The sequence below is a fragment of the Streptomyces sp. NPDC091376 genome (genome assembly GCF_044757085.1).
GTDB classification, from domain to species: Bacteria; Actinomycetota; Actinomycetes; order Streptomycetales; family Streptomycetaceae; genus Streptomyces; species Streptomyces pratisoli.
The window spans coordinates 416,536-430,771 of sequence record NZ_JBIVUF010000007.1 but is presented as its reverse complement, the minus strand read 5'-3'; the positions used below and the strand labels follow the sequence as shown (position 1 = coordinate 430,771).

Below are 14,236 nucleotides of genomic sequence, written 5' to 3'. Positions count from 1 at the left end.
CGCCCGCCCGCATCCCCCAATGAAGAGCCATCCCGGCACCACCGACAAGCCGCATGCCGCCGCTCTGGCTCAGGTTCCGGCGGCGATGGGCGCTCCGAAGGGCGCCGCCCGCAAGGGCGTCCCTTCTGCTCTTCGCCCTGGCACGCACCCGGGCGACGGCCGCCACCCGATCGCGTGGCTCCACATCACCGCACCCGGCCGCGGCACGGTGCCCACGGCCACCTCCCGGTGTGCGTGCGGCAGGGACGGCAGCGCCGTCGGCAAAGCCCGAGTGCTCGCCCTGGTCGAAGACCACCAGGCGCACCGCGACGTGTGCCCGCTCCGCACCTCTCAGGAAGGGAGGAACGCAGCATGACCAGCACCATCACGGAGCAGACCAGCCGCCCGGCGACGGACGGGGCGGCGCTGCTCGATGAGGTGGAAGCCTTCCACCGCAGGTTCAACGTCTTCCCCATCGACGCCGCCTATGTCGCGGTGACGCTGTGGGACGCGCACGCTCACCTGCTCGATTGCTTCGACGCCACCCCGCGCATCGCCTTCCTCTCACCCGAGCCGGGCTCCGGGAAGTCGCGGGCCCTGGAGATCGTGGAAACCCTCGTGCCCAAGCCGCTCGTGGCAGCGAACGCCTCGGCATCGGTGCTCTTCCGCGCCGTGTCCACGCTGGAGACCCGCCCGACGATTCTCTTCGACGAGGTGGACACCGTCTTCGGCCCCAAAGCAGGCGACAACGAACCCCTGCGCGGATTCCTGAACGCCGGGCACCGCCGCGGGGTCGGCATGTGGCGCTGCGTCGGCGACGGAGCCAACCAGCAAGTTCAGGAGTTCCCCTCCTACTGCGCCGTCGCCATGGCCGGACTCGGCTCGCTCCCGGACACGATCCTCACGAGGTCGATCATCATCCGCATGCGCCGGCGCGCGAGGAACGAACGGGTGGAGCCGTACCGGCAGCGTATCCACGAGAAGGAAGGACACGCGCTGCGCGACCGGCTCGCCAACTGGGCCACCAGCATCAGCCACCTCGTGGACGGGGTCTTCCCCGAGTTGCCGCCGGAGGTGACCGACCGGCCGGCCGACGTGTGGGAACCGCTCATTTCCGTCGCCGACGCCGCTGGAGGGGAGTGGCCCAGGCGGGCGCGCGCCGCGTGCGTCGAGCTGGTCAACGCGGCGAAAGAGGGCGACAAGGGCAGCATCGGCATCCGACTGCTCACGGACCTGCGGGACTACGTCTTCAACGGCATCGACCGCCTCCCGACGGTCGGCGTCCTGGACCGGCTGCACAGCCTGGAGGAGGCCCCGTGGGCGGACATGAGCGGCAGGCCGCTTGATGCCCGGGGGCTGTCGCGGATGCTGCGGGAGTACATGACCGCGGACAACAAGCCGATCGCGGCGCGGAACATCAAGAGCGGCACCAGCGTGATGAAGGGCTACTACGCGGCCGATCTGGCCGACGCGTGGGCGCGGTACTGCCCCCCTCCCCCTGAGAGTCCGCTACTTCCGCTACTTCCGCTACCGCGCAGGTCAGAGCCTTGAAAAGGGTAGCGGCAAGCGCGGATTCATCCGCTACCTGACTGCCGTATCCGCTACCGGTCCGGTCCGCGACTGCCGGGCCGGTAGCTGCCGTATCCGCTACCGCTACCCCTATCCGCTACCTCGATCATGTCCCTGACCAGGGCGGTAGCGGAGGTAGCGGAAGTAGCGGACCTGACAGGAAGGGGCGGATCTCGCCCCCATCGCCTCTGCCTAGGAGGGATCGTGGCCAGGCCTCGCGACGAGATGCTGACCATCCCCGAAGTCATAGAAGAGATCGGCGTGCCGCGAGCGACGTTCTACCGCTGGCGCGCCTGCAAGAAGGGCCCGAAGTCCATCAAGCTCCCGAACGGCGCCGTGCGAATCCGCCGATCTGAGCTGAGCCGGTGGCTTGAGTCGCTGGAGGAGAGCGCGTGACGAAAGGCACCAACTCCGGGGCCGGGCGTGACAATCGCACGGCCCCGGGGGGCTTCTCCCTCGATGTACGTCTGTGGAAGGTAACCAAGGCTCAGAGCAAGACTCGCCCGTACCAACTCCGCTGGAAGGTAGGCGGGAAGGTCAGCAGCGCCACGTTTGCCACCGTGGCTCTCGCGGAGAGCCGTAGGTCCGAGCTGTGGCAGGCCATGCGTCGCGGCGAGGCGTTCCGCGTTGCCGATGGGCTTCCTGAGTCCGAAGTCCGAGCTGCGGAAGCGGCGGGGCAGGCTCGCGAGGTGCTGTCCTGGTTCGCCTTCTGCCGTGAGTACATGGCCCTTCGTTGGCCGACCGCGGCGGCGAAGACCCGTGAGGGCATCGCCGACGGGCTGGCCGCGGTGACGCTGGCCATGGTGGAGCAGGAGCAGCGGATGCCGTCACCGGAAGACCTGCGTCTTGCCCTCCGTTGGGCTGTGATACCGAGGAATGCCGATCAGAATCCGCCGGCCCACCTTGAAGGCGCCTACGGGTGGATCTCCAAGAAATCTCTCCCTGTCTCGGCTCTGCAAGACCCGAAGATCCTGAGAGATGTGCAATACCGGATCTCCTTCAAGCTGGACGGCACAGCTGCGGCGGGGGAGACCTCCCGTCGTCGGCGGCGCGCTCTCAACACCGCTGTGGAATACGCGATTGAGCGCAAGCTCCTTACGGATAACCCCCTAGCTGCGATCAAGAAGGTGAAGGCTTCCGCGTCTGACCGCGTCGACCCGCGGGTTCTCGTGAACAAGGTTCAGGCGGCTCAATTGCTCGCCGCCGTCTCATACGTCGGGACATGGAATCGGCGGAAGGGGCGCCGGCTGGTGGCGTTCTACGCAGTCATGTACTTCGCGGCGCTCCGCCCGAGCGAGGCCGTAGGACTCAGGAAGACTGACTGCTATCTCCCGGAGAAGGGGTGGGGCGTGTTGACGCTCCGCAACACTCGCCCGGTGTCCGGCAAGCAATGGACGGACAGCGGCGAACGCCACGACACACGGGGGTTGAAGTCGCGGGAGGCTCAGGAAGATCGACCGGTCCCGATCCCGCCCTTGCTGGTGACCATACTCGGCGCCCATCTCAAGGAATTCGGTACAGCCAGGGACGGCCGGCTCTTCACGAACGAGCGGGGTGGTCTGGTGGGCAGCAGCACCTACTGGCGCGTGTGGCGGGACGCGCGGGAGTACGCGTTCCCACCTGACCTTCAGGTCTCGATCCTCGGGGGCCGGCCGTACGACTTGCGGCACACCTGCATCACGACATGGCTGAACGCCGGCGTGCCCGTGGCCGAGGTCGCTCGGAGGGTCGGCAACTCGCCCGAGGTGATCCATCGAGTGTACGAAGGATGCATCTACGGCCAGGAAGAAGCTATGAATCGGAAGATTGAAAAGGAGATCGACTGGTCAATCTGACTTGGAAGAATTGCCTTGGGACGCCTCCACGTGAGGCGTCCCAAGGTCAAGCTCCGAAGATTGTGATCGGTACGGTGGTGTCGTCGACGACATTCCAGACCGAGTTTATTTGGATCCGGGGATCCAGGTGGATGCTCCGCATCGGAGACTCGACTAGCTCACGCTCACTCAGCCCCCGGTATGGGCGAGCGCTGAGGAGGACGGCGTCAAATGCCTCGCCGATGGCGTCCGCCACTCGCTTGCTGTCATCTACCGCGGGAAACGTGAATGACACCGTTCCGTGGTCTATGAGCATGTGGACGAGCAGTTGCCTAGCGCTTAGGTCCAAGTAGCTATCTCGCCACAGAGTTGATGGGCGAACTTCTTGGCCACGCATGTGAAAGGTAGCCCTCCACAGGAGGCCAGCGCCCCCGCTGATTGCTGCCCCGTCACTCGGCGCGGTAGCGAAGGGGCGAATGGTGTACGACAGGCGAAAGACCACGTCGTATTGAAGCTGAGCATGCTTGATCAGCCTCTTAGCCGTTGGATGCTCTTCGCGCACCCAAGCTGCCACGACCGGATCAGCGATTTCGCGGCCGGGGTAGTACTCGCGATTGTAGGCAGCGAAGGCGGTGAAAGCCCCCTTCTCAAGATCTCGGAGTGTCTGCTCAAGTCGACTGAGGTCGTCGGGATGGGGGCGCCGGAGATGCCCGAGGCGGTGACGTATGGCAAGCAGCTCCGAGGCGCGTGCCATGAGCGCTTCCTTGTTCATTAGTGACCGCTCGACAAGGGACCAATTTGCTTCGAGTAGCGGAAACAGTCGCCCGACATCCAGGTAACTCAGCGGATCTTCCCAATCCGCAGTGGCCATGTAGCTGCGAGCCTCGTCCTTTTGCTGTCTGGTCATCGCACTCTGGCCAATGTGGTTGATCCAATCGACGCCATGGGAGGCTCTTAGTTCCACATAGATCAAGGAGCGCAGATAAGTTTCCAGCTGCCACCAGCGCGAATACAGAGCGAGAGTCTCCTCCGGCATCCCACTTGCGTACAGGGCCCGATCGACGGCGGCTTTCGTGCTTGGAGAGAAGCGCTGCCATGTACTGCGGGCTCTCATGTGCCGTTGTCCTCCCCCTCGTGAACCCAGATCCGCTGAGGCTATCCCTTCCCGTGCCCGCGGTGCTGTGTCTTTTGGAGGTGCCCACGCTTGCCGCGCACGACAGCGTTCGGGGCCACGTGGTTCGGGGGGTGAAGATAGGTCTATCGCAGGTCTATCGCAGGCCATGCGAACCAACGACGAAGAGCGGGACCCAGTGAGACTGGTTCCCGCTCTCCATACTTGGCATCTACGCTGGTCAACCGCATGATCGTGCTGGTTGAGGCGAAGTGCCCCCGGCAGGATTCGAACCTGCGCACACGGCTCCGGAGGCCGTTGCTCTATCCCCTGAGCTACGGGGGCGTCCGCCGCTCTCGGCGGCGACGGGTAGAACCCTACCAGCTCCCATGGGGTGCCCGTGAACAGGTATTTCCAGCGCGTGACGACGGCGGACGGGCGGCGGATGGATGGCAGAGCCGGTGCTCGCCCCGCCCCGGACACCGGGTGCCTGGCGGTGGATGCCAATCGGGGCCGCGCCGTCGGTGGCGTGGTCGGGGTTTCTTCGTCGCGTTCCGACCCCCGGACGGGTCGGAAGTGGGGAAAACCCGGACGCAGCCCCGTTCCGCCGCCTACTCTCGAGTTGTGTCAGGCGTGTCCGGCCGGGTGCTTGTCGTGGACGACAACAGGGTTATTCGGCAGCTGATCAGGGTCAATCTCGAGCTGGAGGGCTTCGAGGTCGTGACCGCGGCCGATGGTGCCGAGTGCCTGGAGGTCGTGCACCGGGTGATGCCGGATGTGATCACGCTGGACGTGGTGATGCCCCGGCTCGACGGGCTGCGGACCGCCGCGCGGCTGCGGGCCGATCCGCGGACCAAGACGGTGCCCGTCGCGATCATCAGTGCCTGTACGCAGTACGAGGTGGAGACCGGCCTCGCCGCCGGGGTCGACGCGTTCCTCGCCAAGCCCTTCGAGCCGGCCGAGCTGGTGCGGCTCGTCCGGCAGTTGATGCACAGGGAGGGCCCGCCGTCAGTAGACGGCAGGCATGGTGCCGGGCGGGCGGGGAGCACGCGGGGCTGACCGGATGGCGAAACCGGTTCGCGATCACACCCCCTCTCTCCCATACGCTTGTCCCGTGACCCCCGCAGAGCTCTCCCGTACCGTGCTGGGCGCCGTGCGCCGTGCGGTCGAGGAGGGCGCTCTGCGCGGTCCCGTACCCGAGCGGGTGAAGGTCGAGCGGTCCCGGCCCGGAGGGTCCGGGGACTACGCCACCAGCATCGCGCTCCGGCTGGCCGCGCCGGCAGGGCGGCAGGCCAGGGACGTGGCCGAGGTCCTGAAGGCGCGCATCACCGACAGCCCCGGCATTGCCCGGGTCGAGATCACCGGCCCCGGCTTCCTGAACTTCACCCTCGGCGACGACTCCGCCGGCGCCCTCGTCCGTGCGGTGTGTGAGCAGGGCACGCGCTACGGATACGGCGACGGCCTCGCCGGGACCCGCGTCCGCTTCGCTCCCGCCGACGAGCTGCGTGCCCGCGTCATCACCGACACCGCCGTACGGCTGCTCGTCGCCCAGGGGGCCGACGCCGCCGTCGAGCCGGGTGGCGAGGAGCGGATCACCGCCGTCCCCGCGCACGGCGACGGACCGGGCCACGAAAAGCACGACGGACCGTACAACGACGGGCCGGACGACGACGCACCGTTCGCGCGCGTCGGCCGGGACGCCGCCCTGTGGGCCCTCCTCCGGCCCGCCGCCCACGACCGCCCCCTCCCCGGCGAGGGTCTCCTCGTACAGAACGAGGACAACCCGCTGTTCCGGGTGCGGTACGCCCACGCCCGCAGCCGCGCCCTGCTCCGCAACGCCGCCGACCTGGGGTTCGCGGCCGGGACCACTACGACAGGCCTCACCACAGCCTTCCCCCAAGGGACCGCCGCCCACGACGCCCCCGCGACCCCCCTCCTCACCGCCCTCGGCGACCACCCCGCCGTCATCGAGTCCGCCGCCCGGCTGCGCGCCCCCGACCGGGTCGCCCGGCACCTCGAAGCCACCGCCGACGCCTTCCTCGGCTTCCAGCACACCGTGCTGCCCATGGGTGACGAGAAACCCTCGGCCACCCATCGTTCCCGGCTCGCCCTTGCCGAAGCCGCCGGGACGGTGCTGGCCGGTGGCCTGGCCCTGCTCGGCATCAGCGCACCCGAACACCTGTAGATGTGAGAGAAGAATGAGCCGTTCCGCACACCCCGCCGGGCCCCGCTACGCCGACGTCCTGCCCGAAGGGCACTACGCCGCTCCGCCGACCGACCTCAATGTGCTCGACGGGAAGGTCTGGTCCCGCACCGTGACCCGCAACGCCGACGGCGTCGTCACCGTCGGCGGTATCGAAGCCACCCGCCTGGCCGAGGAGTTCGGCACCCCCGCCTACTTCCTCGACGAAGCCGACTTCCGAGCCCGCTGCCGCGCCTGGGCCGACGCCTTCGGCAAGGACGCCGACGTCTTCTACGCGGGGAAGGCGTTCCTCTCCCGCGCCGTCGTGCGCTGGCTCCACGAGGAGGGGCTCAACCTCGACGTGTGCTCCGGCGGTGAGCTGGCCACCGCCCTCGAGGCCGGAATGCCCGCCGAGCGCATCGCCTTCCACGGGAACAACAAGTCCACCGAGGAGATCGAGAGGGCCGTACGGGCCGGCGTCGGACGCATCGTCCTCGACTCCTTCCAGGAGATCGTCCGCGTCGCGCACACCGCCCAGTCCCTCGGCAGGCGCCAGCGCGTCCAGATCCGGGTCACCGTCGGCGTCGAGGCGCACACCCACGAGTTCATCGCCACCGCCCACGAGGACCAGAAGTTCGGCCTCGCGCTCGCCGGCGGCCAGGCAGCCGAGGCCGTACGGCGCGCCCTCCAGCTCGACGGTCTCGAACTCATCGGCATCCACTCGCACATCGGTTCGCAGATCTTCGACACGTCCGGCTTCGAGGTGGCCGCCCACCGGGTCGTCGGCCTGCTCAAGGAGGTCCGCGACGAGCACGGTGTCGAGCTGCCCGAGATCGACCTCGGCGGCGGCCTCGGCATCGCGTACACCTCCGACGACGACCCGCGTGAGCCGCACGAGATCGCCAAGGCGCTCGGCGAGATCGTCACCCGCGAGTGCGAGGCGGCCGGGCTGCGCACGCCGCGCATCTCGGTCGAGCCGGGGCGGGCCATCGTCGGACCCACCGCCTTCACGCTGTACGAGGTCGGCACGATCAAGCCGCTCGAAGGACTGCGTACGTACGTCAGCGTCGACGGCGGCATGTCCGACAACATCCGCACGGCGCTCTACGACGCCGAGTACAGCGTGGCGCTCGTGTCGCGCGCGAGCGACGCCGAGCCGATGCTGGTGCGCGTCGTCGGCAAGCACTGCGAGAGCGGCGACATCGTCGTACGGGACGCCTTCCTGCCGGCCGATCTGGCGCCGGGCGACCTGATCGCGGTGCCGGCGACCGGCGCCTACTGCCGCTCGATGGCCAGCAACTACAACCACGTACTCCGTCCGCCCGTCGTCGCCGTGCGCGACGGCGAGGCGCGAGTGATCGTCCGGCGGGAGACGGAGGAAGATCTCCTGCGTCTCGATGTCGGCTGATGGAATATATGTCTCAGAATCCGGACAGGGGACGGAAACCCTCATCCGGTGAGTGAGACTGGTTCGCACCCTGCTTTATGAGAAACGAGGTCGGATGATGCGTACGCGTCCGCTGAAGGTGGCGCTGCTGGGCTGTGGAGTGGTCGGCTCAGAGGTGGCGCGCATCATGACGACGCACGCCGACGACCTCGCCGCCCGGATCGGCGCCCCGGTGGAACTCGCCGGGGTCGCCGTCCGCCGCCCCTCCAAGGTCCGCGAGGGGATCCCGCAGGAGCTGATCACCACCGACGCCAAGGCGCTCGTGGAGCGCGACGACCTCGATGTGGTCATCGAGGTCATCGGTGGCATCGAGCCCGCCCGCACCCTGATCACCACCGCCTTCGAGCACGGCGCATCCGTCGTCTCCGCCAACAAGGCGCTGCTCGCCGAGGACGGCGCCACGCTGTACGCCGCCGCCGAGAAACACGGCCGGGACCTGTACTTCGAAGCCGCGGTCGCCGGCGCGATCCCGCTGATCAGGCCCCTGCGTGAGTCGCTCGCCGGCGACAAGGTCAACCGTGTCCTCGGCATCGTCAACGGCACGACGAACTTCATCCTCGACAAGATGGACACCTCCGGAGCCGGCTACTCCGAGGCGCTCGACGAGGCCACCGCCCTCGGGTACGCCGAGGCGGACCCTACCGCCGACGTCGAGGCGTTCGACGCCGCCGCCAAGGCCGCGATCCTCGCCGGTATCGCCTTCCACACCCGCGTACGGCTCGACGACGTCTACCGCGAGGGCATGACCGAGGTCACCGCCGCCGACTTCGCCTCCGCCAGGCAGATGGGCTGCACCATCAAGCTGCTGGCGATCTGTGAGCGGGCGGCGGACGGCAGGTCCGTCACGGCCCGCGTCCACCCCGCGATGATCCCGCTCAGCCACCCGCTGGCCTCCGTCCGCGAGGCGTACAACGCGGTCTTTGTCGAGGCCGAGGCCGCCGGGCGGCTGATGTTCTACGGCCCCGGCGCCGGCGGCGCGCCGACCGCCTCCGCGGTCCTGGGCGACCTGGTCGCCGTCTGCCGCAACAAGCTCGCCGAGGCCACCGGCCCCGGCGAGTCCGCGTACACCCAGCTGCCTGTGAGCTCCATGGGCGAGGTCGTGACGCGCTACCACATCAGCCTCGACGTGGCCGACAAGCCGGGCGTCCTCGCCCAGGTCGCGACGGTCTTCGCCGAGCACGGCGTATCGATCGACACGGTCCGCCAGACGGGCAAGGACGGCGAGGCATCGCTCGTCGTCGTCACCCACCGCGCGCCCGACGCCGCCCTGTCCGGGACCGTCGACGCGCTGCGCAAGCTCGACACCGTGCGTGGTGTCGCCAGCATCATGCGGGTTGAAGGAGAGTAAGGACCCATGAGCACTCGCACCCACCAGTGGCGCGGCATCATCGAGGAGTACCGTGACCGGCTCCCGGTGACGGACACGTCGCCGGTCGTCACGCTCGGCGAGGGCGGTACGCCGCTCGTTCTCGCCCAGTCCCTCTCCGAGGCCACCGGATGTGAGGTTCATCTCAAGGTCGAGGGTGCCAACCCGACCGGGTCCTTCAAGGACCGCGGGATGACGATGGCGATCACCAGGGCCAAGGAGGAGGGCGCGAAGGCCGTCATCTGCGCCTCCACGGGCAACACCTCGGCATCCGCCGCGGCGTACGGCGGCCGGGCCGGGATGGTCTCCGCCGTCCTGATCCCGCAGGGCAAGATCGCGATGGGCAAGCTGGGTCAGGCGCTGGTCCACGGAGCGAAGATCCTGCAGGTCGACGGCAACTTCGACGACTGCCTGGTGCTGGCCCGCGGTCTGTCCGAGAACTACCCGGTGGCGCTGGTCAATTCGGTCAACCCGGTCCGTATCGAGGGCCAGAAGACCGCGGCCTTCGAGATCGTCGACGCGCTCGGCGACGCACCGGACATCCATGTGCTGCCCGTGGGCAACGCCGGCAACATCACGGCGTACTGGAAGGGCTACAAGGAGTACGCGGCGGACGGGCTGTCCACCCGCACCCCGCGGATGTGGGGCTTCCAGGCCTCCGGCTCGGCGCCGATCGTCCGCGGTGAGGTCGTCAAGGACCCCTCGACGATCGCCACCGCGATCCGGATCGGCAACCCGGCGTCCTGGCAGTTCGCGCTCGCGGCCAGGGACGAGTCGGGCGGCTTCATCGACGAGGTGACCGACCGTCAGATCCTGCGCGCGTACAAGCTGTTGGCCTCGCGCGAGGGCGTCTTCGTGGAGCCCGCCTCCGCCGCCTCGGTGGCCGGCCTGCTGAAGGCCGCCGAAGAGGGCAAGGTCGACCCCGGCCAGAAGATCGTCTGCACGGTCACCGGCAACGGCCTCAAGGACCCGGACTGGGCGGTCGCCGGAGCGCCCCAGCCGCTGACCGTCCCGGTGGACGCCGCCGCGGCGGCGGAGCGGCTCGGCCTGGCGTAAGCGGCAACTCTTCCCGTAGGCGGCATCCGGGGCACCCCGCCCAGGCAGGGGCGCCCCGGCCCATGCCCGCACAAGGCACCGCAAGCGGGAGCATGGGAAGAAGGCGACACGCATCGTGCGCCTCCCGTGCGCCCTATGTCGCCGCAGAACCTTCCTTCGATAAGCTGTAGCGAACCCCGCCGCCGCACATGCCGCGGTCGTTGCCGTCATGGCCCGTGGGTCTTCGCACTTTCCCCTGCCCCACGTCCTCACCACGCCGATCAGACCCGATCACCACAGATCACAGAGATCAGCACGGATCAGAACCAAGGAGTGTCGTCGAGCGATGGCCGGTCCCGCATTCCGCGCCGCCGCCGTCCGGGTGCGCGTGCCCGCCACCAGCGCCAATCTCGGGCCTGGCTTCGATGCCTTCGGCCTGTCGCTGGGGCTGTACGACGACGTCGTCGTCCGGGTGGCGGACTCCGGGTTGCACGTCGACATCGCGGGTGAGGGCGCCGAGACGCTGCCCCGCGACGAGAGCCACCTGCTCGTACGCTCGCTGCGCACGGCCTTCGACCTGCTCGGCGGGCAGCCGCGCGGTCTCGAGGTCGTCTGCGCCAACCGCATCCCGCACGGCCGCGGCCTCGGCTCCTCATCGGCCGCCATCTGCGCCGGCATCATGGCCGCCCGCGCGGTGACCATAGGCGGCGACGCCCGGCTCGACGACGCGGCGCTGCTGGAGCTCGCCACGGAGATCGAGGGGCATCCGGACAATGTCGCCGCCTGTCTGCTCGGCGGCTTCACCCTTGCCTGGACCGACGCCGGCGCGGCGCGCGCCATCAGGATGGACCCGTCGGACTCCATCGTTCCGGTGGTTTTCGTCCCCGGCAGGGCGGTGCTCACCGAGACCGCCCGCGGACTGCTGCCGCGTACGGTCCCGCACGTCGACGCCGCGGTCAACGCGGGCCGTGCCGCGCTGCTCGTCGAGGCCCTCACCAGGCGCCCCGAGCTGCTGCTTCCGGCCACCGAGGACCGACTCCACCAGGAGTACCGCGCCCCGGCGATGCCGCAGAGCGTGGAACTGGTGAACCGACTGCGAGCGGACGGCGTCCCCGCAGTCATCTCCGGCGCGGGCCCCACGGTGCTCGCGCTGGCCGAGGACAGTGCGGCCGACAAGGTCGCACGGCTGGCAGGTGAGGGCTGGGCGGCGAACAGGCTGGCCCTCGACGCCGCGGGCGCGAGTGTTCTGCCGCTCGCCTCGTAACGACACGGGATTGCCGGTGAAGGAGAGGGGGAATGTTTGTTGGAGCCGGTAGTGTTAACCTCAAGTACGCAGCCCACATTCTTGTGGCGCGGTGCTTCGTGTCCCCCTCCGGGACCACCATTCTTCCGGGAGCCTCCCCAACTGCCTGAGCAGCCTGCCTGAGCAGTTTCGAGCACGCTCCGGAACCGGCACGACACCCCTCGCTTTTCCCGAAGAGAGGGCCGAGCAGGGGGAACTCGGGCCGGGCCTTGCACGTACATCTCTTCCGCCGTAACCCGGCGGGACCACCGCCCCGGCTTCGGTCCACGATCCGAAAGATCACAGACCGCCGTCGGACAGCACAACCGGTCGCCGAGCCAGAAGGCCGACGTCCGCTCCAGGGAAGGACCCTTCGTGAGCGACACCACCGATCTGATGGGCGTGACTGCCGACAACAGTGTCGACACCGCCGCGCCCGCCGAAGGTGCTGCCACTGGCACCACCTCCCGGCGCCGCCGTTCCGGCACCGGCCTTGAGGGCATGGTCCTGGCCGAGCTGCAGCAGGTCGCTTCCGGCCTCGGCATCAGGGGCACCGCGCGGATGCGCAAGAGCCAGCTGATCGAGGTCATCAAGGAGGCGCAGGGCGGGGGCTCCTCCCCGGCGGCGGCCTCCGGGGGCACCGCGGCGAAGAGCGCCGACACGGGCGCGGCCGAGACCAAGCCGAAGCGCCGCGCCACCTCCAAGGCCCGTACGGGTGACGAGAGCGCTGCCGCCGAGCCGAAGGCCGAGAAGCCGGCGGCTCAGCAGCAGATCGACATCCCCGGCCAGCCGGCCAGTGACGACGCCCCGGCCGGCGAGCGCCGTCGCCGCCGCGCCACGGCCCCCGCCGGCAGCCCGGAGGGCGAGGCCGCCCAGGCCGAGCCGAAGGGCGACGTCAAGACCGAGGTCCGCGCCGAGGCGCAGACGGAGGCCAAGGCCGAGGCCGCCACCGACACGGCCGAGGGCCGGCGCGGCGACCGTCAGCGTGACCGCGGCGAGCGCGGCGGCGACCGTCGTGACCGCCAGCGTGACCGTGACCGCGGTGACCGCGGTGACCGCGGTGACCGCGGTGACCGCGGTGGCCGCGGCAAGGGCGACGACCAGCAGGGCGGCCAGCGCCAGCAGCAGGGCGGCCAGCAGCAGCGTCAGGGCGGCGGCCCCCAGGACGACTTCGACGACGAGGGTGGCCGGCGCGGACGCCGTGGCCGCTACCGCGACCGTCGTGGCCGTCGTGGCCGTGACGACTTCGCGACCGGTGAGCCGCAGGTCTCCGAGGACGACGTGCTGATCCCGGTCGCGGGCATCCTCGACATCCTCGACAACTACGCGTTCATCCGGACCTCGGGCTACCTGCCCGGTCCGAACGACGTGTACGTGTCCCTGGCCCAGGTCCGCAAGAGCGGTCTGCGCAAGGGTGACCACGTCACCGGCGCCGTGCGGCAGCCCAAGGAGGGCGAGCGCCGCGAGAAGTTCAACGCGCTGGTCCGCCTGGACTCCGTCAACGGCATGGCGCCCGAATCCGGCCGCGGCCGCCCGGAGTTCAACAAGCTGACCCCGCTCTACCCGCAGGACCGGCTCCGTCTGGAGACCGACCCGGGCGTGCTGACCACCCGCATCATCGACCTCGTGTCGCCGATCGGTAAGGGCCAGCGAGGCCTGATCGTGGCCCCGCCGAAGACCGGCAAGACCATGATCCTGCAGGCGATCGCCAACGCGATCACGGTCAACAGCCCCGAGTGCCACCTGATGGTCGTCCTCGTCGACGAGCGTCCGGAAGAGGTCACCGACATGCAGCGGTCGGTCAAGGGCGAGGTCATCTCCTCGACCTTCGACCGCCCGGCCGAGGACCACACCACGGTCGCCGAACTGGCCATCGAGCGCGCGAAGCGTCTCGTCGAGCTGGGTCACGACGTGGTCGTCCTGCTGGACTCCATCACCCGTCTGGGCCGCGCCTACAACCTGGCGGCCCCGGCGTCCGGACGCATCCTGTCCGGTGGTGTCGACTCGACCGCGCTGTACCCGCCGAAGCGCTTCTTCGGTGCCGCGCGCAACATCGAGGACGGCGGCTCGCTGACCATCCTGGCCACCGCGCTGGTCGAGACCGGCTCGCGCATGGACGAGGTGATCTTCGAGGAGTTCAAGGGCACCGGCAACATGGAGCTCAAGCTCGACCGGAAGCTCTCCGACAAGCGCATCTTCCCGGCGGTGGACGTCGACGCGTCCAGCACCCGCAAGGAGGAGATCCTGCTCGGTGCCGATGAGCTCTCGATCGTGTGGAAGCTGCGCCGGGTGCTGCACGCGCTCGACCAGCAGCAGGCGATCGAGCTGCTGCTCGACAAGATGAAGCAGACGAAGTCGAACGCCGAGTTCCTGCTGCAGATCCAGAAGACGACGCCGACGCCGGGCAACGGCGACTGACGTCGTATCAGTACGCAGTTCCGTACGTAGCGG

At 69.1% G+C, this 14,236-nt stretch carries 12 protein-coding genes and 1 tRNA gene; 11 read left to right on the top strand and 2 right to left on the bottom strand.

Going from position 1 to position 14,236, the window contains the following annotated elements; translation table 11 throughout:
* Positions 1 to 19: 19 nt before the first annotated feature.
* From ACIQMR_RS18345 to ACIQMR_RS18330, 4 genes are all read left to right on the top strand, one after another.
* Positions 20 to 355 (top strand): hypothetical protein, encoded by a 336-nt coding sequence (locus ACIQMR_RS18345; RefSeq protein WP_401387788.1) that lies wholly within the window; start codon positions 20 to 22, stop codon positions 353 to 355.
* The gene (locus ACIQMR_RS18340) at positions 352 to 1,530 is read left to right on the top strand and encodes a DUF3631 domain-containing protein (RefSeq protein ID WP_401387785.1); all 1,179 of its coding nucleotides are present in this window, start codon (positions 352 to 354) and stop codon (positions 1,528 to 1,530) included. The genes ACIQMR_RS18345 and ACIQMR_RS18340 overlap by 4 nt, the downstream gene beginning before the upstream one ends.
* Positions 1,531 to 1,752: 222 nt before the next feature.
* Positions 1,753 to 1,944, top strand: a complete 192-nt coding sequence (locus tag ACIQMR_RS18335; protein ID WP_401387782.1) for a helix-turn-helix transcriptional regulator — start codon at positions 1,753 to 1,755, stop codon at positions 1,942 to 1,944.
* The gene (locus tag ACIQMR_RS18330; protein ID WP_401387781.1) at positions 1,941 to 3,383 is read left to right on the top strand and encodes a tyrosine-type recombinase/integrase; all 1,443 of its coding nucleotides are present in this window, start codon (positions 1,941 to 1,943) and stop codon (positions 3,381 to 3,383) included. The genes ACIQMR_RS18335 and ACIQMR_RS18330 overlap by 4 nt, the downstream gene beginning before the upstream one ends.
* A gap of 46 nt (positions 3,384 to 3,429) precedes the next feature.
* On the opposite strand, the gene ACIQMR_RS18325 is transcribed toward ACIQMR_RS18330, so the two are convergent.
* Both ACIQMR_RS18325 and ACIQMR_RS18320 read right to left on the bottom strand, forming a co-directional pair.
* On the bottom strand, positions 3,430 to 4,398 hold the full coding sequence (locus ACIQMR_RS18325; protein WP_401387778.1) for a Swt1 family HEPN domain-containing protein: 969 nt from the start codon (positions 4,396 to 4,398) through the stop codon (positions 3,430 to 3,432).
* A gap of 348 nt (positions 4,399 to 4,746) precedes the next feature.
* Positions 4,747 to 4,818 (bottom strand) — tRNA-Arg (locus ACIQMR_RS18320).
* A gap of 288 nt (positions 4,819 to 5,106) precedes the next feature.
* On the opposite strand from ACIQMR_RS18320, the gene ACIQMR_RS18315 reads away from it, so the two are divergent.
* From ACIQMR_RS18315 to rho, 7 genes are all read left to right on the top strand, one after another.
* The gene (locus ACIQMR_RS18315; protein ID WP_401387920.1) at positions 5,107 to 5,532 is read left to right on the top strand and encodes a response regulator; all 426 of its coding nucleotides are present in this window, start codon (positions 5,107 to 5,109) and stop codon (positions 5,530 to 5,532) included.
* Positions 5,533 to 5,587: 55 nt separating this feature from the next.
* The gene (gene nrtL, locus ACIQMR_RS18310; protein ID WP_401387776.1) at positions 5,588 to 6,658 is read left to right on the top strand and encodes an ArgS-related anticodon-binding protein NrtL; all 1,071 of its coding nucleotides are present in this window, start codon (positions 5,588 to 5,590) and stop codon (positions 6,656 to 6,658) included.
* 13 nt (positions 6,659 to 6,671) lie between these two features.
* A complete protein-coding gene (gene lysA / locus ACIQMR_RS18305; protein WP_401387773.1) occupies positions 6,672 to 8,063 on the top strand; it encodes a diaminopimelate decarboxylase in 1,392 nt (463 codons plus the stop codon).
* A gap of 97 nt (positions 8,064 to 8,160) precedes the next feature.
* The gene (locus ACIQMR_RS18300; RefSeq protein ID WP_401387917.1) at positions 8,161 to 9,450 is read left to right on the top strand and encodes a homoserine dehydrogenase; all 1,290 of its coding nucleotides are present in this window, start codon (positions 8,161 to 8,163) and stop codon (positions 9,448 to 9,450) included.
* Between the two features lie 6 nt (positions 9,451 to 9,456).
* A complete protein-coding gene (thrC, locus tag ACIQMR_RS18295) occupies positions 9,457 to 10,524 on the top strand; it encodes a threonine synthase (protein WP_401387770.1) in 1,068 nt (355 codons plus the stop codon).
* Positions 10,525 to 10,849: 325 nt separating this feature from the next.
* The gene (thrB, locus tag ACIQMR_RS18290) at positions 10,850 to 11,767 is read left to right on the top strand and encodes a homoserine kinase (protein ID WP_401387767.1); all 918 of its coding nucleotides are present in this window, start codon (positions 10,850 to 10,852) and stop codon (positions 11,765 to 11,767) included.
* Between the two features lie 393 nt (positions 11,768 to 12,160).
* The gene (gene rho, locus ACIQMR_RS18285; RefSeq protein ID WP_401387764.1) at positions 12,161 to 14,203 is read left to right on the top strand and encodes a transcription termination factor Rho; all 2,043 of its coding nucleotides are present in this window, start codon (positions 12,161 to 12,163) and stop codon (positions 14,201 to 14,203) included.
* The last annotated feature ends 33 nt before the right edge of the window (positions 14,204 to 14,236 follow it).